The 16,118-nt window shown below is 58.2% G+C and carries 16 protein-coding genes; 3 read left to right on the forward strand and 13 right to left on the reverse strand.

Annotated features, from left to right (window positions below; genetic code table 11):
- Positions 1 to 70: 70 nt before the first annotated feature.
- The 10 genes from BUE15_RS02255 to pdhA form a co-directional block, all read right to left on the reverse strand.
- The gene (locus tag BUE15_RS02255) at positions 71 to 2,191 is read right to left on the reverse strand and encodes a peptidylprolyl isomerase (protein ID WP_073281046.1); all 2,121 of its coding nucleotides are present in this window, start codon (positions 2,189 to 2,191) and stop codon (positions 71 to 73) included.
- 252 nt (positions 2,192 to 2,443) lie between these two features.
- Positions 2,444 to 2,704, reverse strand: coding sequence for a hypothetical protein (locus BUE15_RS02265; RefSeq protein WP_073281048.1), 261 nt, complete (start codon positions 2,702 to 2,704; stop codon positions 2,444 to 2,446).
- Between the two features lie 11 nt (positions 2,705 to 2,715).
- Complete coding sequence (gene lptC / locus BUE15_RS02270; protein WP_084548758.1) at positions 2,716 to 3,306, reverse strand: LPS export ABC transporter periplasmic protein LptC; 591 nt, start codon at positions 3,304 to 3,306, stop codon at positions 2,716 to 2,718.
- A 10-nt stretch (positions 3,307 to 3,316) separates the two neighbouring features.
- A complete protein-coding gene (locus tag BUE15_RS02275) occupies positions 3,317 to 4,666 on the reverse strand; it encodes a BamG family beta-barrel-assembly machinery protein (protein ID WP_139252086.1) in 1,350 nt (449 codons plus the stop codon).
- Complete coding sequence (locus tag BUE15_RS02280; RefSeq protein ID WP_244535853.1) at positions 4,653 to 5,444, reverse strand: type III pantothenate kinase; 792 nt, start codon at positions 5,442 to 5,444, stop codon at positions 4,653 to 4,655. The genes BUE15_RS02275 and BUE15_RS02280 overlap by 14 nt, the downstream gene beginning before the upstream one ends.
- A gap of 114 nt (positions 5,445 to 5,558) precedes the next feature.
- Entirely contained in the window at positions 5,559 to 7,361 is a 1,803-nt protein-coding gene (locus BUE15_RS02285; RefSeq protein ID WP_073281051.1) for a pseudouridine synthase, read from the reverse strand.
- Positions 7,362 to 7,549: 188 nt separating this feature from the next.
- On the reverse strand, positions 7,550 to 7,933 hold the full coding sequence (locus BUE15_RS02290) for a TraR/DksA family transcriptional regulator (RefSeq protein WP_073281052.1): 384 nt from the start codon (positions 7,931 to 7,933) through the stop codon (positions 7,550 to 7,552).
- 255 nt (positions 7,934 to 8,188) lie between these two features.
- Positions 8,189 to 8,665 carry a 6,7-dimethyl-8-ribityllumazine synthase gene (gene ribH, locus BUE15_RS02295; protein WP_073281053.1) on the reverse strand — a complete coding sequence of 159 codons (477 nt, stop codon included), beginning with the start codon at positions 8,663 to 8,665 and terminating at the stop codon, positions 8,189 to 8,191.
- 158 nt (positions 8,666 to 8,823) lie between these two features.
- Entirely contained in the window at positions 8,824 to 9,594 is a 771-nt protein-coding gene (locus tag BUE15_RS02300) for a tetratricopeptide repeat protein (RefSeq protein WP_139252087.1), read from the reverse strand.
- A 51-nt stretch (positions 9,595 to 9,645) separates the two neighbouring features.
- Complete coding sequence (gene pdhA, locus BUE15_RS02305) at positions 9,646 to 10,710, reverse strand: pyruvate dehydrogenase (acetyl-transferring) E1 component subunit alpha (RefSeq protein WP_073281187.1); 1,065 nt, start codon at positions 10,708 to 10,710, stop codon at positions 9,646 to 9,648.
- A gap of 192 nt (positions 10,711 to 10,902) precedes the next feature.
- Between pdhA and recF the strand changes: the two genes are divergently transcribed.
- Positions 10,903 to 12,030, forward strand: a complete 1,128-nt coding sequence (recF, locus tag BUE15_RS02310; RefSeq protein WP_073281054.1) for a DNA replication/repair protein RecF — start codon at positions 10,903 to 10,905, stop codon at positions 12,028 to 12,030.
- Between the two features lie 62 nt (positions 12,031 to 12,092).
- Positions 12,093 to 12,410, forward strand: a complete 318-nt coding sequence (locus BUE15_RS02315) for a DciA family protein (RefSeq protein WP_073281055.1) — start codon at positions 12,093 to 12,095, stop codon at positions 12,408 to 12,410.
- A gap of 956 nt (positions 12,411 to 13,366) precedes the next feature.
- Here the strand turns inward: BUE15_RS02315 and BUE15_RS21430 are convergent.
- Complete coding sequence (locus tag BUE15_RS21430; protein ID WP_139252088.1) at positions 13,367 to 13,753, reverse strand: helix-turn-helix domain-containing protein; 387 nt, start codon at positions 13,751 to 13,753, stop codon at positions 13,367 to 13,369.
- A 342-nt stretch (positions 13,754 to 14,095) separates the two neighbouring features.
- On the reverse strand, positions 14,096 to 14,953 hold the full coding sequence (locus BUE15_RS02320; RefSeq protein ID WP_073281056.1) for a glycerophosphodiester phosphodiesterase family protein: 858 nt from the start codon (positions 14,951 to 14,953) through the stop codon (positions 14,096 to 14,098).
- Between the two features lie 138 nt (positions 14,954 to 15,091).
- Here BUE15_RS02320 and BUE15_RS02325 point away from each other — a divergent pair, with 138 nt between their 5' ends.
- Positions 15,092 to 15,715: a DUF2939 domain-containing protein gene (locus BUE15_RS02325; RefSeq protein WP_073281057.1), complete on the forward strand. Its 624-nt coding sequence runs from the start codon at positions 15,092 to 15,094 to the stop codon at positions 15,713 to 15,715.
- Positions 15,716 to 15,790: 75 nt separating this feature from the next.
- On the opposite strand, the gene BUE15_RS02330 is transcribed toward BUE15_RS02325, so the two are convergent.
- A complete protein-coding gene (locus BUE15_RS02330; RefSeq protein ID WP_170865167.1) occupies positions 15,791 to 16,024 on the reverse strand; it encodes a PLDc N-terminal domain-containing protein in 234 nt (77 codons plus the stop codon).
- Positions 16,025 to 16,118: the final 94 nt, after the last annotated feature.

Consider the following 16,118-nt stretch of genomic DNA (forward strand, 5'->3'; position numbering starts at 1 on the left):
CCAACCTGACACACGCACATAAAAAAAGCCGCTCCTGAAGAAGCGGCTTTTTTTATGCGGCGGGCAAGGTCTAGAAGAACTTGTTACGCTCGTCCTTGATGTTGGCGTGGTTTTTCACGGCTTCGTAGATGAGGCCGTCGGCGCGGTTCTGGCGCTGAATCATCAGCTGCTTTTTCACGGCGGCTACATCGGTGGCAGCAGTGGGCTTCTGCACACTCACGGGCTCTACAATCAGCACGCCCTGCTCACCCTGGATGGGAGCCGACTTCTGGCCGGCTTTCAGCCCGAATACGGCGCCTACTGCTACCGGCTCACCGCCGAGGCCCGGAATGGTACCGGTACCCAGCACAACGCCTTCCGTGGTTTTCACCTGCGCCTGCGGGCCGTAGGTGGCCGCAATCTGCTCCAGCGTACCGGTTTTGCCTTTCAGCTTCTCTATAATCTGCTGCGCTTTCAGCTCGTTGCGCACGGCGGCCTGCAGCTCGGGCTTCAGGCTGGCCACGTCGGCAGTGCCTTTGCTCCGCTCACCGGTCAAGACGGCAACAACGTACTGGTCGCCCATATCAAACACCTCCGATACGTCGCCGACAGCCGTTTTCTTGCCGTTGGTGCCATAGGCCCAGCGCACAATTTCGCGGGCGTTCTGGATGCTGTTTACGGCCCGGTCGCCACGGCCGAGGCCTTTGGCTTCCTGCTTCTGCAGGTTCTTGTCTTTGGCTACGGCCTTGCGGAACGACTCCAGGTCGGTGGCTTCGCCTTTCAGCGTCTGGGCTTTGGCGTAAGCAGCTTCGTTGGTGGCTTCCGAAGGCGCAATGCGCTTCTGCACGGTGGCCAGCTGGTAGGTCTGAGTGGTTTTGGGTGCCGTGATTTTGATAATGTGGTAGCCGAACGAGGTTTTCACCAGGTTGGGCAGCAGGCCTGCGGAAGAAGCGCCGAATACGGCTTTCTCAAACTCGGGAACCATGCGGCCTTGCTGGAACCAGCCCAGGTCGCCGCCGGTCGTTACGGTGCCGTCGGTGCCGAACTGGCGAGCCATGGCAGCAAAGTCGGCGCCGCCTTTGATTTTGTTGAGCAGGTCGGTGGCTTTGGCTTTGGCAGCAGCATCGGCCTCCGGGGTAGTGCCTTCCGCCTTGATGAGGATATGGCTGGCGCGGGCCGCCGCCTGCGCCCCGGTTTTCTCACCGATTACTTTGTGCAGGCTGGTAGTGCCGTTCTCCGAGTACGGGCCGTACACCTTGCCTACCGTGAGGGGCAGCTGCTGACGCAGCTTCTCCGGCATATCGGCCGGCGAAACGTAGGCCGAGTTGTAGGGCTGGTCGGAGTTGAGCTTCACAAATAGCGTGTCGTTCGGGGCAGCGGCAAACTGGGCTGCCAGCTGATCAACAGCCTGCCGGGAAGCCGTGCTGTCTTCCACAGAAGCCGTAACCGGAATGCTCACGTACTCGATGGTGCGGCCATCTTCTACCTTATAGCGCGACTTGTTCTTGTCGAGGTAAGCCTGCAGCTGGTCGTCGGTTACTTTCACCGCCGAGTCGGAGATGGAGAAGTACGGCACGAACAGGTAGCGCATGGAGGCGCGGGTGTTCTGGTCTTCGTCGAAGCGCTTGGCTTCCGCCGTCGTCACGTAGTTGCTCAGTTTGAGCAGGCTGTTGTACTTCTGGCCCATACGCTCGGGGCCGAGGTTGGCTTCGAAGTTGTGCCAGGCGGCCTGCGCATCCGGGGGCATTTTGTCGAGGCCCTGCAGGTACTGGATGATTTTGGCGCGGTCGAACTGGCCGGTTTGCTGATCGGTGAAGGCCTGCCGGATGCTGGGGTGAATGTTTTTGCCCTGCACCATATCGGTCAGCTCCTCATCCGAAACCGTGAGGCCCAGCTTTTCAAACTCTTTCTGGAACGCAATCCGGTAGATAGTCTGGTTCCAGGCCTGGTCGCGCAGGTAGCCCATCGTCTGCTCGTCGGGCTGGGTGCCCTGCTGCTGAATGAACGACTGCTTGGCCTGCTCCAGGGTGTTTTGGAAATCTTCGAGTTCCACTTTCTCGCCGGCAATTTCGCCTACCACGGTCTGGTCCCGATTGAACAGCCGACTATTGCCGCCCACCAGGTCGCCCCCCACAATGAAGAGCACCATGCCCACGGCGACGACGCCCACGGCCCAGCCTGATTTTTCCCGAATCGTGTTAATTAATGCCATTTACTTGAAAAAAAGCGCAGTATGTAAAAGCGGAAAGAGGTGCAAAATAACCAGAATTGCCGGGAGAATCAAAGGGCCGGCCCCGATTGGATAATCGGGTGAGGTAGTGGGCAGTAAGCCAGCGTCGCGAAAACACGCACCGGCCCCTGCAAAGCACAGGACCTTCCCTTGCCGGAACGCCAACCAAACGGCTGATTCCGGCGAGAAAAGGTCCTGCACAAGGTGGTTGGCAGCCGGTTGGCTGGCCTTGGGTTAGTCGCGGCGCTTGTTGCGGGGTACGCGCTTGGCGGGAGGCGTAGAGGGCTGGCTGGGGGCCTGCGGCTTGGCGTCAGGCTTGAGGTAGCGGTACAGCATCACGCAGGAAAACGAAATCATGAACAGCCAGTAGTTGTCGCGCAGGGCGTTTTCGTCGCCCATCCGCTGCACGGTCTGGTAGGTGCCGATAACGAAAGACACTACGGACACGGCAAACAGAATAGTGCGCCCAAGGCCCGGCTCCCAGAATCGTTTCATGCGGTACAGGTTTAGTTGGCGGACTTCATATCCGCCTGATCAATGGTAAACACGCCTTCGGGCTTCAGGATGGTGTAGCGCGAGAAGTCCTGGTTGGCGGTCAGGCCGTAGCCCGTCAGGATTTCGGTGGGCGTCTGGATGCGCACCAGCTGCGTGGTATCGTTGTAGATCAGCCGCTTTTCCTGGTCGAAGTACATTTCCTCGGTCTTCATCGACTGCTGCTTTTGCACGTTGCTTACGCGCACGTCGCCCCGGATGAAATAGAGGTTTTTGGCTTTGTCGTAGCGGCCATAGTTGCCGCGCAGCGTGTTGAGCACCTCTTTGCCCCCGTTCGTGTAGAACGTTACGTCGATGCCTTTGGGGTAGAGCTTGTCGCCGCTTTCGAACTGCTGCTCCAAAGGGGCCGTGTACTTAATCTGCAGTTTGGCCGAGTCGCTGTAGAGCGTCAGCACGTTGGTGGTTTCCAGCAGCGGGCCCTTGTACTCCACGGGCTTTTTGCTGGCCGCCGGGTCTTTTTTCTGGCAGCCAGACGCCAGCAGCCCGGCGCCCAGCACCAGGGCCAGCACAGGCCGGCAGGACAATATCAGACCGAAAGCAGCCATGCGCGGCAGTTTACTCAATGCGGCGTTTGATAAACCAGCGGTTGTTGATTGACACTCCCAGCTGCGCCCGGATGTAGGTTTCCTTCACGTTGCGCTCCGTCAGACCGGTGCTCAGCTCCCGCACATCGGTGTTGCCGCGCTGGCCATAGGCAAAGCCCAGGTTGAGGATGGTGGCATCAAGAGCTGTGGCGGATACCGGAAACGAGAAGCCCCAGCTCACCGACCGGTCGTAGAGCACCTGCCCCCCGGGCCGATACGGCAATTGCGCTACGGCAATACCTGCCCGGTACGTTACGCGCTTAAAGTAGCTATCAACCGAGCCAGGATCCGGAGCAAATTCCCCGCCGAGAGCGGCGCGCCACGTGTCGTCCAGCGGCACGCCAACCGTACCGCCCTTCTGGTTGAAGGCCCGGAACTTCGACCACTGCTGCTGCGCAACATCCAGGCTGGCTGACCAGCTGCGGTTGTTGTCGAGGCTCAGGCCGAACTGCGCCAGCGCTGGCACCGTCGCGCTGCCTTCGCCGCTTTCCAGCACAATGTTTTCGCCAATCTGGCTACCAACGGCCGTCTGGCGGCTCAGCGTCAGGAGCCGCTCTCCGTTCAGCTTGGTCTGGAAGCTGTAGGTACCGGCTACATTGTAGTTGAGGGTCTTGCTTAGCTTGCTCCGGTAGTGCGCACCGCCCCGAAATTTGAAATCGGAGTAGTGGATATGGTCTATCAGCACCGTCTGGTCTATGTCCCCACCCGCGGTCAGCACGTCGTCGGGCACCACCTGCGTGGAAGAGTTCATGTCGATGCTGCCGAACACATACGATGCGGCCACGCCCACCGACAGCCCTTTGGCCAAGCGCACGCCGTGGGCGAAGTAGGCTTCGGAAAGCTCGCCCTCGCCTTTGTAGCGGTTGAGTACCTGCGCCAGGTTGGGGTTGTTATCGACGCGCATTATTTCCGTCGACTCAAAATCGACGGAGCTGAAGGGCTTGAGGCCCAGGGCAGCTCCCCAACGGCTGGAAATAGGCACCGACAGCGCCAGATAGCCCAGCTTGCCGCTACCGGTTTTCTGCGAAGTCGTGCTGTTGCTTACCGTCTTGTACTCCCCTATTGCTGTCGCCTCCCAGGTGGTGCGGTTCGTGTAATAGAGCAGGGCCGGGTTCAGCTCGTTTACCTGTGAGCCGTTAGGCGCCGCCAGGCCAGTGCCCCCCATACCCATCTGCCGGACACCGCCCGCATTGAAATAGGTGTCGCCCAGTCCGAGGCGGGAATAAGGAGAGTTGCCGAGGTTTTGGCCCTGGCTGTGCGTGGCAGCACCGAGGCCCAACACCGTCAATCCCAGCAGCCCGGCGTATTTAGAGTTTAACATTGTATGCCAATATACGGTGGAGCCCAATCAGCACGAGCTCCGGAATGCCAAAGATAAGGCCTTTCAGCCGTGGTTGGAAAAAAGCCGCGTCGCCGCCGGCCAGCACCACGCCCAGCTGCGGAAACTGTTGCTGGTAGCTGGCAATGAAGCCGTTGACTTCGGCGGCGGCTCCATTCAGTACGCCGCTGCGGATAGCCGCCTGCGTGTCGTGCCCGGTCAGGGGTATCGGCGCGGCGGCTTCGGCGGGCATTTCTACCAGCGGCAGGCGCCCCGTGAGCTTGTGCAGCGCCTCAAACCGCATCCGGAGCCCCGGCGCAATACTGCCACCCCGGAACGTATGCCCGCCCTCCACCAGGTCGCACTTGATGGCCGTACCGGCATCCACGATAAGCGTATCGTGGCCGGGGCGCAGCCAGGCAGCTCCTACGGCGGCGGCCAACCGGTCGGCCCCGAGCGTGTGCGGCGTGGCATAGGCGTTGTGCAGCGGCAGCGGCGTGGTGGCAGGGCTGAACTCCAGCACCTGCCCGCTCAGCTCCTGCCGCAGTGCAGCGGCCCACTCCCCCGTTGGCTCGGCTACCGATGCCACGATACCGTGGGTTGGCCGCAGCCGCTGCAGGGCAGCCAGAATCTGGGCGGCGGTTTGCCCGCTTTCTGATTCCAGTAGCGCGTTTCCCTCAAAGCAGCCATATTTCACGGCTGTGTTACCAATATCAAGGGCAAACGTGCGCACGGGCTGATGCTGACGGGTGAGGCGTAAGGAAGCAGGCCAGAGAAGCACAGAAGTGGTGAGTTCTGCCCGAACCGGCAGCGCGCCGGCCGGACTACAAACTCACCACTCCCTGTTTCTCTACACCATGGATAAGAGCCCCCGGACAGCGCCGGGGTTGCGTTTCTACATGAAATACTTCAGCCGGATAACTTCCTTTTCGTTCAGGAAGCGCCATTTGCCGCGGGGCAGGTCTTTCTTGGTGAGGCCGGCGTACTGCACCCGGTCCAGCGCCACCACGTCGTAGCCGAGGTGCTCGAAGATGCGCCGCACGATGCGGTTGCGCCCAATGTGCAGCTCAATGCCCACAAAGTGCGGATTGCCGGCTACCACAGCTACGTCGTCTACTTCGGCTTTGCCATCTTCCAGCTCTACGCCGGCCGCAATCTGCTTCAGATGCTCTTCGGTCAAAGGCTTGTCGAGTTCGGCCTGGTAGATTTTCTTGTTGCGGTGCGACGGGTGCGACAGTTTCTGCGCCACTTCTCCATCATTGGTGAAGAGCAGCAGGCCTGTGGTGTTGCGGTCGAGGCGGCCCACCGGGAAGATGCGCTCCTTCGACGACTCCTTCACAAGGTCCATCACGGTACGGCGGCCTTCCGGGTCTTCGGTGGTCGTGATGGTGTCTTTCGGCTTGTTGAGCAGCACGTACACCAGCTTCTCTCGGTTGAGGTTGGTTTTGCCGTACTGTACCGTGTCGTTGGGCTGCACTTTGTAGCCCATTTCCGTCACTACCTGCCCGTTCACCTTGATTTCGCCGGCCGCAATCAGCGAGTCGGCCTCGCGGCGCGAGCATACCCCAGCGTTGGCGATGTAGCGGTTCAGGCGCAGCTCCTCGGTGCCGGCCTCTTCCTCCTGGCGCCGACGCTTGTTGCCGCGGTTCTTGTTTTCCTCGTAGTGCTTGAGGTTTTTGTAATCGGGGGCCTGGCCGGCTACTTCGCCCCGGCGCAGCTTGTCGGCGCGGTGCGGGGTAGCGGCATCGTGCCCAAAGCGGGCCGGCCGCTCCGGCCGCGACGATGGACGAGCGTCCCGCTCCGTGAAGCTGCGCGGAGCGCCGAAGCCGCCTTCTTTGCGGTCAGAGGAGCCACGCGTACCAAAGCTGCTCCGCTCGCCCGTGCTCCGGCTGCCGAAGTTGCTTTCGCGCCGCTCTCCGAAGCTGCCCCGCGGGCGGTCATCCGGGCTGGCGCTCCGCTCCCGGCGCGGCGCATCCTGCTCCTCAAACCCTTCCGGGCGGCCCCGGAAATCGAACGGACGAGCCGGCCGGATTTCCCGATCCGGACCCAGGTTCTGCTCGGGGCGCGGGCCGCGCTCGAAGCTGTCTTCGCGCGGCGTGAAGCTGCGCGGCGCCTCCGTTTGGTTGGGGTCCGCTTTAATAAACTTCCGATTCCGCTCGCCAGCGTTGCCGCGGGGCACGGCCGGGCGCCCTTCCTGCCGGTACGGCTGGCCTTCCCAGGTTTTTTTAGGCTCAAACGAGCGTACCGGGCGTTCATCTTCGCGGCGCTGCCCCCCGAATCCTCCCCGGCGGTCATCGTCGCGGCGCGGCTCCCGGCGCTCAAAGCTCCGGCCACCATCGGCCGGGCGGTTGCCATAGGGGCGGCTGTCGGTGTCGCGGCCGCGGAAGCCGCCTTCATTGCTCCGCCCGAAGCTACCGCCCGGACGGCTGCCGCCGAATTTCTTGGGGCCACCAAAGCCACCGGTACGGTCGCCAGGACCCCGCCCGAAGGCCGGGCGCTCGGAATAGCCTCCCCGGCCGCCGGCATCACCAGAACGGCTTGGCCGCTCCCGGTCACTGCCGTTGCCGCCCGAACGGTCGGAGCCGCCCCGTGGGGTATTGAATTTCTGGTAAAAACCGGATCCGTCGGCGTTGCCTGCAGGTCGGTCGGTGCGGCCACGGCGGCCAGCAGGGTTGTCGGAGTTGTGCTTCTTGCCCATAGTTGCAAGGGTGAGTTCCGTATCGCTACGGTACAGATGAAAATAGATGTGTGTCAGGAAAGCGCCGGTCGGAGGCTGGCGGTTGATAACGAGTCCGACCAGAAAACAGTGCCCGGACTTCCGGCCCTGCTTCCACATACTGGGAAGGACGGCCGGAAGTCCGGGCTCTGCAGGAACAGGTGGCGGAGTTAGTCGCGCCGGGCCATTTTGGCCTCAATCGAATGCTGGGTGTGCGGTACGGCGCGCAGGCGCTCCTTCGGAATCAGCTTGCCAGTACCGATGCAGACGCCGTAAGTGCCGTTTTTGATGCGGACCAATGCGTTTTCCAACTGCATGATAAACTTCATCTGGCGCGAGGCCAGCTGGTTAAGGCTTTCTTTCTCGGCCGTATCAGCACCGTCTTCCAGCACCTTCGAAGAAGAGGCCGTATTGTCGGTGCCGGAATCGTTTTTGCGGCTCAGGGTTTCTTTGATGAAAGCAACCTCTTTGCGGGCGGCGGTTAGCTTATCCTGGATGATTTGCTCAAACTCAGCCAAATCTTCTCTGGAATAGCGTAGGGTTTCGTCACTCATGTCGGGGTCGGAAAAGGTAAACTAAAAATGGAAGAGAGAAGATGATACGAAAAAGACGTAGACAGGCTTCAGGATGTTGAAGCCAACAGCTTTAGCAGAAAATTAGTTTAGCTGCGTGCCTACGCTGCCAGCCAAATTCCCTGTTTCGGCGCAGGGCACCCGGCATTTTCGGGCGCAAAGCTACGCTTTTGTACGACAATCCCTTTTGCCTGGGCACTTTACGCTTGTGTGCGCTTTGGTAGGCGGGTCGGCTTGCTAAAAACTCAGCATCTGGATGGCCGCTACTGCGCCTTCTACTCCCTTATTGCCGTGCTTGCCCCCTGCCCGGTCCCAGGCCTGCTCCAGGGTGTTCGTAGTTACGAGCCCGAAGATGACCGGCTTGTTGAACTTGAGGCCCACGTTGGTGATGCCATTGGCTACGGCGTGGCAGATGTAGTCGTCATGCTTGGTTTCGCCTTTAATGACCACACCCAGGCAGATAACGGCATCTATTTCCTCATGCTGGGCCAGTAGCTGCGCGCCCAGTGTCAGCTCGAAGCTGCCGGGCACCGTGTTGCGGAAAATGTTTTCCTCCTTGGCGCCGTGCTTCAGTAGCGTTTCGTACGCACCGCGGGCCAGGGTGTCGGTTATTTCGCGGTTCCATTCTGCCACTACCAGCCCGAAGCGCTTGTCGGCAATATCAATGAAGTGGTCGGAGTTGTACTCGCTCAGGTTTTTGAGGGAAGTAGCCATCAGAGGAAAGGTTGAGAAGCGTTGCGCATGCCCATTGCCGGGCGTTGTGTGTTGCGCGCCGGCAAACGACCGGAGCGGCTGAATCGGGTAAAAGAAAAGGACGGTACTACACCGTCCTTTTCCTGTTGGGCCAGCTCCAGTGCCGGAGCAGCTCGTTCTTATTTGCCGCTGAGAGCTTCAGCGCGGGCCTTGTACTGGCGGGCTTCGTTTACTTCGAAGGAAGCCGGGTATTCCGTTACAATCCGGTCGTAGGCTTTCAGGGCGCCGGCGTAGTCCTTGGCTAGTTCCCGGGCCGTAGCTTCCTTCAGCAGGTAGCCGGGCGAGAACTGCTCGTTGGCATTGTAGTTGGCGGCCTTGTTGTAGAAGTCGGCGGCCTCCTTGTATTTGTTCTGCTCCAGATTTGCATCACCAAGCAGGGCGTAGGCGCGGGCCTGCACCAGCAGATCATCAGACGAGAAATCCTCCAGGTAGTCAGCGGCCGCTTTGTATTGGCCTTCCTTCAGGGCCGCCACGCCAGCGTAGAAATTGGCGAGGTTGCCGGCTTTCGTGCCGCTGTACTCGTTGGCTACCGATTCCAGCCCGACGTACTGACCGTCGCCTTTCATGGCCTTCTTCAGCGAGTCGGCTTCCCAGTAGTGTACCGCCTGGAACATGGCTGCCTGCGCTTTGCCATCCTGGGAGGAGCGCCACATGTAGAAGACAAAGGCTCCCACTACGGCCAGCACCACTACTGCCAACAACCCGAGCAGTACGTTCTTGTTGCGGCGCAGAAAGTCCTCCGACTCAGCCAGCCGGATAGCCAGCGCGTCGGGGTCTTCCAGTAGCGGGTGTTCCGGGGCATACGTGCCGGTAGCAAGCGGGTCGGCCGAGACGGGCTGTTGCGGCTGACGGGCTCCGGGCGTTTTGCCCGTTTGAGGAATCTTTGACATGAGAAGTTTCTGGAAACAGCGGCCAGAGCCGGAGTGAAGTCCGCGGCAGGGTTAGTCGCGGATGTAAGGATAATCCTGCTGCACGTACACGTCCTTGAACAGTTCGTCGGCGGTTGGGTAAGGCGAAGTTTCCGCAAATTCCACCGACTCCTGTACCTGCACCTTGATCTTGTCGTCAATGGCAGTCAGCGCTTCTTCCGTAGCCATGTTATTGGTCAGGATGGTGTGGCGTACGGCCTCAATGGCGTCGCGGGAGCGGTAGTCCTCCAGCTCTTCCTTGGTGCGGTACTTTGCCGGGTCGCTCATCGAGTGACCTTTGTAGCGGTAGGTTTTGAACTCCAGGAACGTGGGGCCTTCGCCGGCACGGGCACGCTCGGCGGCGCGTGCTACGGCATCGTGCACGTCTTCTACGTTCATGGCATTCACCGGCTCCGACGGCATGTCGTAGCCCCGGCCGATGTGGTAGAGCTCCGTTACGTTGGAAGTCCGCTGTACCGAAGTACCCATGGCGTAGCCGTTGTTCTCCACCACGAAGATGACGGGCAGCTTCCACAGCATAGCCATGTTAAAGGCTTCGTGCAGCGCACCCTGGCGCACGGCACCGTCGCCCATGTAGCAGATGCAGAGGTTGCCGGTCTTGTTGTATTTCTCAGCGAAGGCAATGCCGGCACCCATGGGCACCTGCGCACCCACAATGCCGTGGCCACCCACGAAGTTTACTTCCTTATCGAAGATGTGCATCGAGCCGCCTTTGCCTTTCGAGCAGCCGGTAGCTTTGGCATACAGTTCCGCCATGATGGCGTTTGGCGAAGTGCCCAGGGCCAGCGGGTGGGCATGGTCGCGGTACGCGGTAATCCACTTGTCGCCTTTGCGCAGCGCCGATACGGCTCCGGCAGCACAGGCTTCCTGGCCAATGTAGAGGTGGCAGAAGCCTTTGATTTTTTGCTGACCGTAGAGCTGGCCGGCCTTCTCCTCAAACTTGCGCATGAGCTGCATCTGCTCATACCAGGCGAGGTAGGTTTCTTTCGAGAATTTGGGTTTAGCTGGTGAAGTAGCTTCTGCCTCCTTCACATCACCCTTCTTGGCTGATTTGCCTTTGCTTACGGCAGGGGGCATCACCGGGTCGGGCTGTTCTACCGTATTGGTAACAGCATTGCTCTGGGCTACGGCTTTTTGGGCCGGCGTTTTCTTCGCCGAATTGGAAGCCTTCGGGGTAGCCTTTACTTTCGTCTCCGCCATCTTGCTTTCGGTTGTTCGCGTTTGGGATGCGAAAGTACGTAAAAGGATTGCAATTCCGAACCCCCAAGCATGATACTCGAAAGCCTGCACCTGCTGTTTTTCAAAAACTACAATGAAGCCAATCTGCGCTTTTCGCCGCGCATCAACTGCTTCATCGGGGACAACGGCAGCGGCAAAACCAATCTGCTCGACGCCGTTCACTACCTCTCTCTAACCAAGAGTGCCTTCTCCCCGCTAGATGCGCAAAGTATTAAACAAGGAGAAGAGTTTTTCGTGGTGAAAGGCCGCTTTCAGCAGGACGCTCCTGGTTCCGATGCTGGTGCCAGCAAGGAGATGATTCAGGTGAGCCTGCGGGCGGGCCAGAAGAAAGTCGTAACGCACGACAAGCAGGCCTACGAGCGGGTATCAGACCACATCGGCCGCTATCCGGCCGTGCTCATTTCCCCCTACGACACGGACCTGATCCGGCAGGGCAGTGAAGAGCGCCGCAAATATTTCGACAGCCTTATCTCGCAGCTCGACCACGCGTACCTGGAGCTGCTGATTTCTTATAACCATATTCTGCGGCAGCGCAACTCACTCCTGAAGCTGGCAGCCGAGCGGCAGGGTGGCTACGACCGGGACTATCTGCTTGTGCTGGATGAGCAGCTGGTGCCGGTGGGCGAGAAGATTGTCGCAGCCCGGCAGCAGTTCCTGCTGGAGTTCGTGCCCATTTTTCAGCGCCACTACCAGCAGCTTGCTGATAGCCGGGAAGTGGTGACCCTCTCCTATAAGAGCCAGCTACCGGAAGCCGATTTCGCCAAGCTGCTCCGGGTGCAGGAACGCAAGGACCTCACGCTGCAGCGTACCACGGTTGGTCCCCACAAAGACGACTTCGTGTTCCTGATGGATGACCTGGCCGTGAAGAGCTACGGGTCGCAGGGGCAGCAGAAGTCCTACGTCATTGCGCTTAAGCTGGCGCAGTTCGAAATCCTGGCTGCGCGGAACCAGCAAAAGCCCCTCCTGCTTCTCGACGACATCTTCGACCGGCTGGATGAGAAGCGCATCACCCGGCTACTGCAGCTCGTCGCCGACCATACCTTTGGCCAAGTGTTTCTCACCCACACCCACCTCGACCGCACCGATCTGGCGCTGGCAAACATCACAGATCAGATCAGTCGTTTTCGGGTGGAGCATGGCAGCGTGCAGGCGCTATAAGCACCGTACCTTTGGGCCAGGGCAGCTGCGCCCTTCCTCGCGCGTTATATTAAATTCTCTTCGTGAAAAAACCAAACTCCCCCGAAAACTCCCGTCAGGCTGATATTGTCCCGCTCAAGGATAGTATCAAGGCTTTGCTGAAGGCCTATCGGCTGCAAGGCAAACTGAACGAGGTGACGGTAGTAGCTAGCTGGGAGAAGGTGATGGGCAAGGCAGTTGCTCTTAAGACCAAGGAAATCTACGTTAGCAACAGCAAGCTATTCGTCAGGCTGACTTCTGCTCCCCTCAAGCATGAGTTGGTGATGGCCAAGACCCGGGTGCTGGAGCTTATTAATGCGGAGGTTGGCGAAACGGTTGTCAAAGAAGTAGTCTTCCTGTAATTGGCGCTTTCGCCAGTGTGAGGCCAGCAACCGCATCGATCCAGCTCACCTACCCTGAGGCCCACCTAGCATTGCCACTACACGCATATGGCTTGCTCTCGACTTGGAGCCTTGGCTCATTTGAGGGAGCACTACCTCTGGGGCTCAGGTTTAATCCTGATTACTCCGCTCTGCAGCATCGGTAGGCCTACATAACCCTGACCTTCCTTAGTGGGATGTGATTGTACGCCACCTCCCACAGGCAACACTGCTGGTGTGAGGTTATATGCCCCTCCCCTCCTATCGACTGCTCACCATCCTGAGGGCCGGCGGCTACGTCTAGTTGGCTTGCCTACATACGCGGCGTGCTATACTTGGCAATAGAGTCAGGCAGCTATTTCGTACTCTAAATTAGGATACGCCAAGACTTTCAAAGCACCCGCATAAGCCGCCGCATTGGGTGAGCTTGGTATGATGGCAGGCCTTTTCTTGGCTCACTCTACTTTATGGGTGGCATCTGGTCGTATTAGCTGCTCTGTCTTCCTGATGTAGAATGTAAGGACTTGGTGAGTCGGTCAGAGCTACGATTGACCTATTGCCCTGCAGGCACTTTAGAGGCATTCAAATCTGCGAGGTTTAGAAACGAAAATCCTTCACTTGCAAGATGCCGTCCCCTGCCCTATTTAGGCATCAACAGTCCGGGTATATCAGCACAGCAACCTTTGTAGTAGTCGGCAGTAGCAGCCAGGAAAAAAGCACTAGTGTGCGTCTGCCAGCACGGCGTTCTGTAGCAGTTCGCCACTATGGCTTACCCCTGCTATTCCCGACTTGCTTTAAGCTTGGATGCAGCCTTAAGTATGTACTTGGTCTATCGTGAGCTTGCGTATTGACCTGCCTACATCGTCCGGCTAGGCGGTCAGTTCCACACAACGCGGCTACTGGAAGCAAACAAAAATGTTTCACGTGGAACGTTTTTGTTAACGCGGGCCATACACCTTCAACAGGAGCTCGTTGTAGGCTTCCAGTAATGCAATGTACTTGGTTTGGAGTGCTAACAACTGCTTTATGGGGTCAGCCTCAGTAGATTGTAAAGAGGAAGACTTGTTTGTTACAGTGTTAACAGGTGTAACATCCGCCTTATGTGTTACAAAAGGCAATACAGATTGATGTGACGATGTAAAATCATTTGAAAAGTCGTGTCCTATAATTTCGCCAACCCTTTTAACAAATGCGTAATCAAGTGTCTCTTCTTTGAATTTACGATACATAGTGGGACGTGTAATACCCAACCCGTCCACTATCCGAGTAATGGATATACCGCTGTTTTTGATGGTTTCCTGAAGGATTTCGCCTTGATGTGGCATAGAAGAAGCAACTACAGATCAGAGTGTAAATATGACAAATATGTTCGGCATTACAGCAATACAAGATCGAACAAGTAAACACATTTGAATGAACAAAAACTGTTACAGTATAAAACTTGTAACGAGTAACACATGCTACAATTTACAAGCTCACTGTTTTACACATACTGAAACAATGCCTTTTACACTTGTATTGCATCACTAGCAAAAGCCTATTCTGGGCCTATAGGCAGTGTTTTAACCTGTAACAGTAGGCCTGACGCTGAACAGAGCAAGATGATTTGCCGGAACAATAGTTGTGCGGCAACCGCCAGTGGGCTTGTTACAGAAGCCGATGCATGCCTAATGGGCATTTTCAGGAAGAAGCGCCAGCAGACGGTCAGGGTAATCGGTAGTGATGCCAGCTACTCCAAGTACCAGCAGCCTGCGCATGTCCTGCACCTCATTGACCGTCCAGGGCACCAGCCGCACATTACCAGCAGCCGCTTGCGCCACCAGCTCTGGGGTCACTAGGTCATGGCGCGGACCGTATACCTCGGGCAAAAATCCGAGTCTCTGCACGTGCTCTGCGAAGGGTATGTCGTCTTCCACAAGCAGGCACAGCGGCAGGGCCGGGAGTAGCTGCCGGCACTGCTGCAGTATCCGGTCATCGAAACACAATAGCGTAGTGCGGGGCACCAGCTCCAGAGTTTGCAATTCGGTTAGTACGGCCTGAGCGAAGGCAGCCGGACCAGGGTGAAACAGATTGTCGCCGGCAGGAGTGCTCTTTACTTCAACGCTGAAATGAACTGGTGCACGGCCCAGCTGCCGGGCCAGCATAGTAGTAGCCGCCACTACGTCGCGTAGCAGCGGTTTAACTGCGGGCTGGCTGCGCTGGTTTGGATACGCCGGATGCCGTAGCCGCCCACAGTCATAGGTGCGGATGCTGGCGTAAGACATCCGAAAGAGGTTGTGCTGGTGCTGCTCATCAGCCGGAATTGGCTGCTGGCGGGGGGCGAGGCAGATAATAGAATTCATCCAGGGCTCGTGCGACACCACTACCTGGCCATCGGCTGAAAGCACTACATCCAGCTCCAACACATCAACTCCGAGCTGCACAGCGTGCAGAAAGGCAGGCAGCGTATTTTCGGGGTACAGGCCCCGGCAGCCCCGGTGGCCATGCACTTCGGGGCGCACAAAAGAAGCAGAAGAGACTTGCATAGCTGCTTCTACGCAGCCTGCCCTCAGAAGGAAGTGCGCCTCATGGCAGCCAGCTATACACTACGCATTCAGCGCGTGGTAAGCCCGCTCCAATCGAGTATTTTCGCTGTTCAAACACTCCTCTCCCTACGTATACTTATGAAGAAGTTGATGATTCTGCTCGTGCTGGTGGCCATTGCGGCCGGCGGCTACTTCTATTACCAAAGCCTGAAGTCGGGCCCCAAATACTCGCTGATGCAGGCCGCCAATGCCGTGCGCACCCACGATGTGGCCGACTTTGAACGCTACGTAGACGTAGGCAGCGTAACGGGCAACCTAGTAGACCAGGTTACCACCCAGGGCTCTGCGCTGGGGCTCCTGAACCCCGGAGGAATGATGTTTAAGGGGGCCTTGCGCATGATGAAGCCCCAACTCGCGCAGGCGGCCCGCAAGGAGCTGCACCGCTACATCGAAACCGGCTCGGTGGAGGCGGCGGCGGCAGCGCAACCGGGCAAGCTCGTGAACATATCCATGCTGGGCCTGGCTGGCAAAGTGGTCAACCCCGACAGCCAGTTCAAGGACATTAAGTACGTGAAGGAAGAGGGAGAGCAGGCGCTGGTTGGCCTGGAGTTCACGCAGCCCAAATATGACACCACGCTGGTAGTGGAGCTGAAGATGCTTAGCCGCGGAGACCATTGGCAGGTCACGGAAATCACCAACTCCGGTGAGCTGCTCAAGCACGTAGCTCGCCTCGAAAAGAAGAAACTACTGGGTGGGAAATAGGCACTGGCAATAGCGCAGAAAAAAGCCCCGGCACGAATTCGTGCCGGGGCTTTTTGTTGTCTTCAACTGAAGCAGCTACCGCCGACCCGAGAAGAGGAAGTAGATGATGGAACCGCCAAAGGGGAAAAACCAGATGATAAGCCCCCAGACGATTTTCTTACCAATCGACCAGTCCTGCTTGATGAGGCTCAGGAAGGCCAAGACGGCAATAATCAGGTAAATGACCCCGAAAATGGTCAGGCTACCGTTGCTGCTGCGGCCGGAACAGCTGCTGAGCAGTACAGAAAAGACTAGAGTCAGGGAAAGCATGGCGACCGGCAGGCGGCTAGCCAAAGAAGTCAATTTGTTCATGGGAGTAGAGAGTGGTAGGTTGAATGCCCTTTACGGTACACTCTCCGGAATA

Origin of the sequence: Hymenobacter psychrotolerans DSM 18569, assembly GCF_900142395.1 — a bacterium.
Classification (GTDB): domain Bacteria; phylum Bacteroidota; class Bacteroidia; order Cytophagales; family Hymenobacteraceae; genus Hymenobacter; species Hymenobacter psychrotolerans.

Excerpts from the sequence above, each read along its gene's own strand:
- BUE15_RS02255 (WP_073281046.1), bottom strand. The coding sequence starts at position 2,191 with ATGGCATTAATTAACACGATTCGGGAAAAATCAGGCTGGGCCGTGGGC.
- BUE15_RS02265 (WP_073281048.1), bottom strand. The coding sequence starts at position 2,704 with ATGAAACGATTCTGGGAGCCGGGCCTTGGGCGCACTATTCTGTTTGCC.
- lptC (WP_084548758.1), bottom strand. The coding sequence starts at position 3,306 with ATGGCTGCTTTCGGTCTGATATTGTCCTGCCGGCCTGTGCTGGCCCTG.
- BUE15_RS02275 (WP_139252086.1), bottom strand. The coding sequence starts at position 4,666 with ATGTTAAACTCTAAATACGCCGGGCTGCTGGGATTGACGGTGTTGGGC.
- BUE15_RS02285 (WP_073281051.1), bottom strand. The coding sequence starts at position 7,361 with ATGGGCAAGAAGCACAACTCCGACAACCCTGCTGGCCGCCGTGGCCGC.
- BUE15_RS02290 (WP_073281052.1), bottom strand. The coding sequence starts at position 7,933 with ATGAGTGACGAAACCCTACGCTATTCCAGAGAAGATTTGGCTGAGTTT.
- ribH (WP_073281053.1), bottom strand. The coding sequence starts at position 8,665 with ATGGCTACTTCCCTCAAAAACCTGAGCGAGTACAACTCCGACCACTTC.
- BUE15_RS02300 (WP_139252087.1), bottom strand. The coding sequence starts at position 9,594 with ATGTCAAAGATTCCTCAAACGGGCAAAACGCCCGGAGCCCGTCAGCCG.
- pdhA (WP_073281187.1), bottom strand. The coding sequence starts at position 10,710 with ATGCCCCCTGCCGTAAGCAAAGGCAAATCAGCCAAGAAGGGTGATGTG.
- recF (WP_073281054.1), top strand. The coding sequence starts at position 10,903 with ATGATACTCGAAAGCCTGCACCTGCTGTTTTTCAAAAACTACAATGAA.
- BUE15_RS21430 (WP_139252088.1), bottom strand. The coding sequence starts at position 13,753 with ATGCCACATCAAGGCGAAATCCTTCAGGAAACCATCAAAAACAGCGGT.
- BUE15_RS02320 (WP_073281056.1), bottom strand. The coding sequence starts at position 14,953 with ATGCAAGTCTCTTCTGCTTCTTTTGTGCGCCCCGAAGTGCATGGCCAC.
- BUE15_RS02325 (WP_073281057.1), top strand. The coding sequence starts at position 15,092 with ATGAAGAAGTTGATGATTCTGCTCGTGCTGGTGGCCATTGCGGCCGGC.
- BUE15_RS02330 (WP_170865167.1), bottom strand. The coding sequence starts at position 16,024 with ATGCTTTCCCTGACTCTAGTCTTTTCTGTACTGCTCAGCAGCTGTTCC.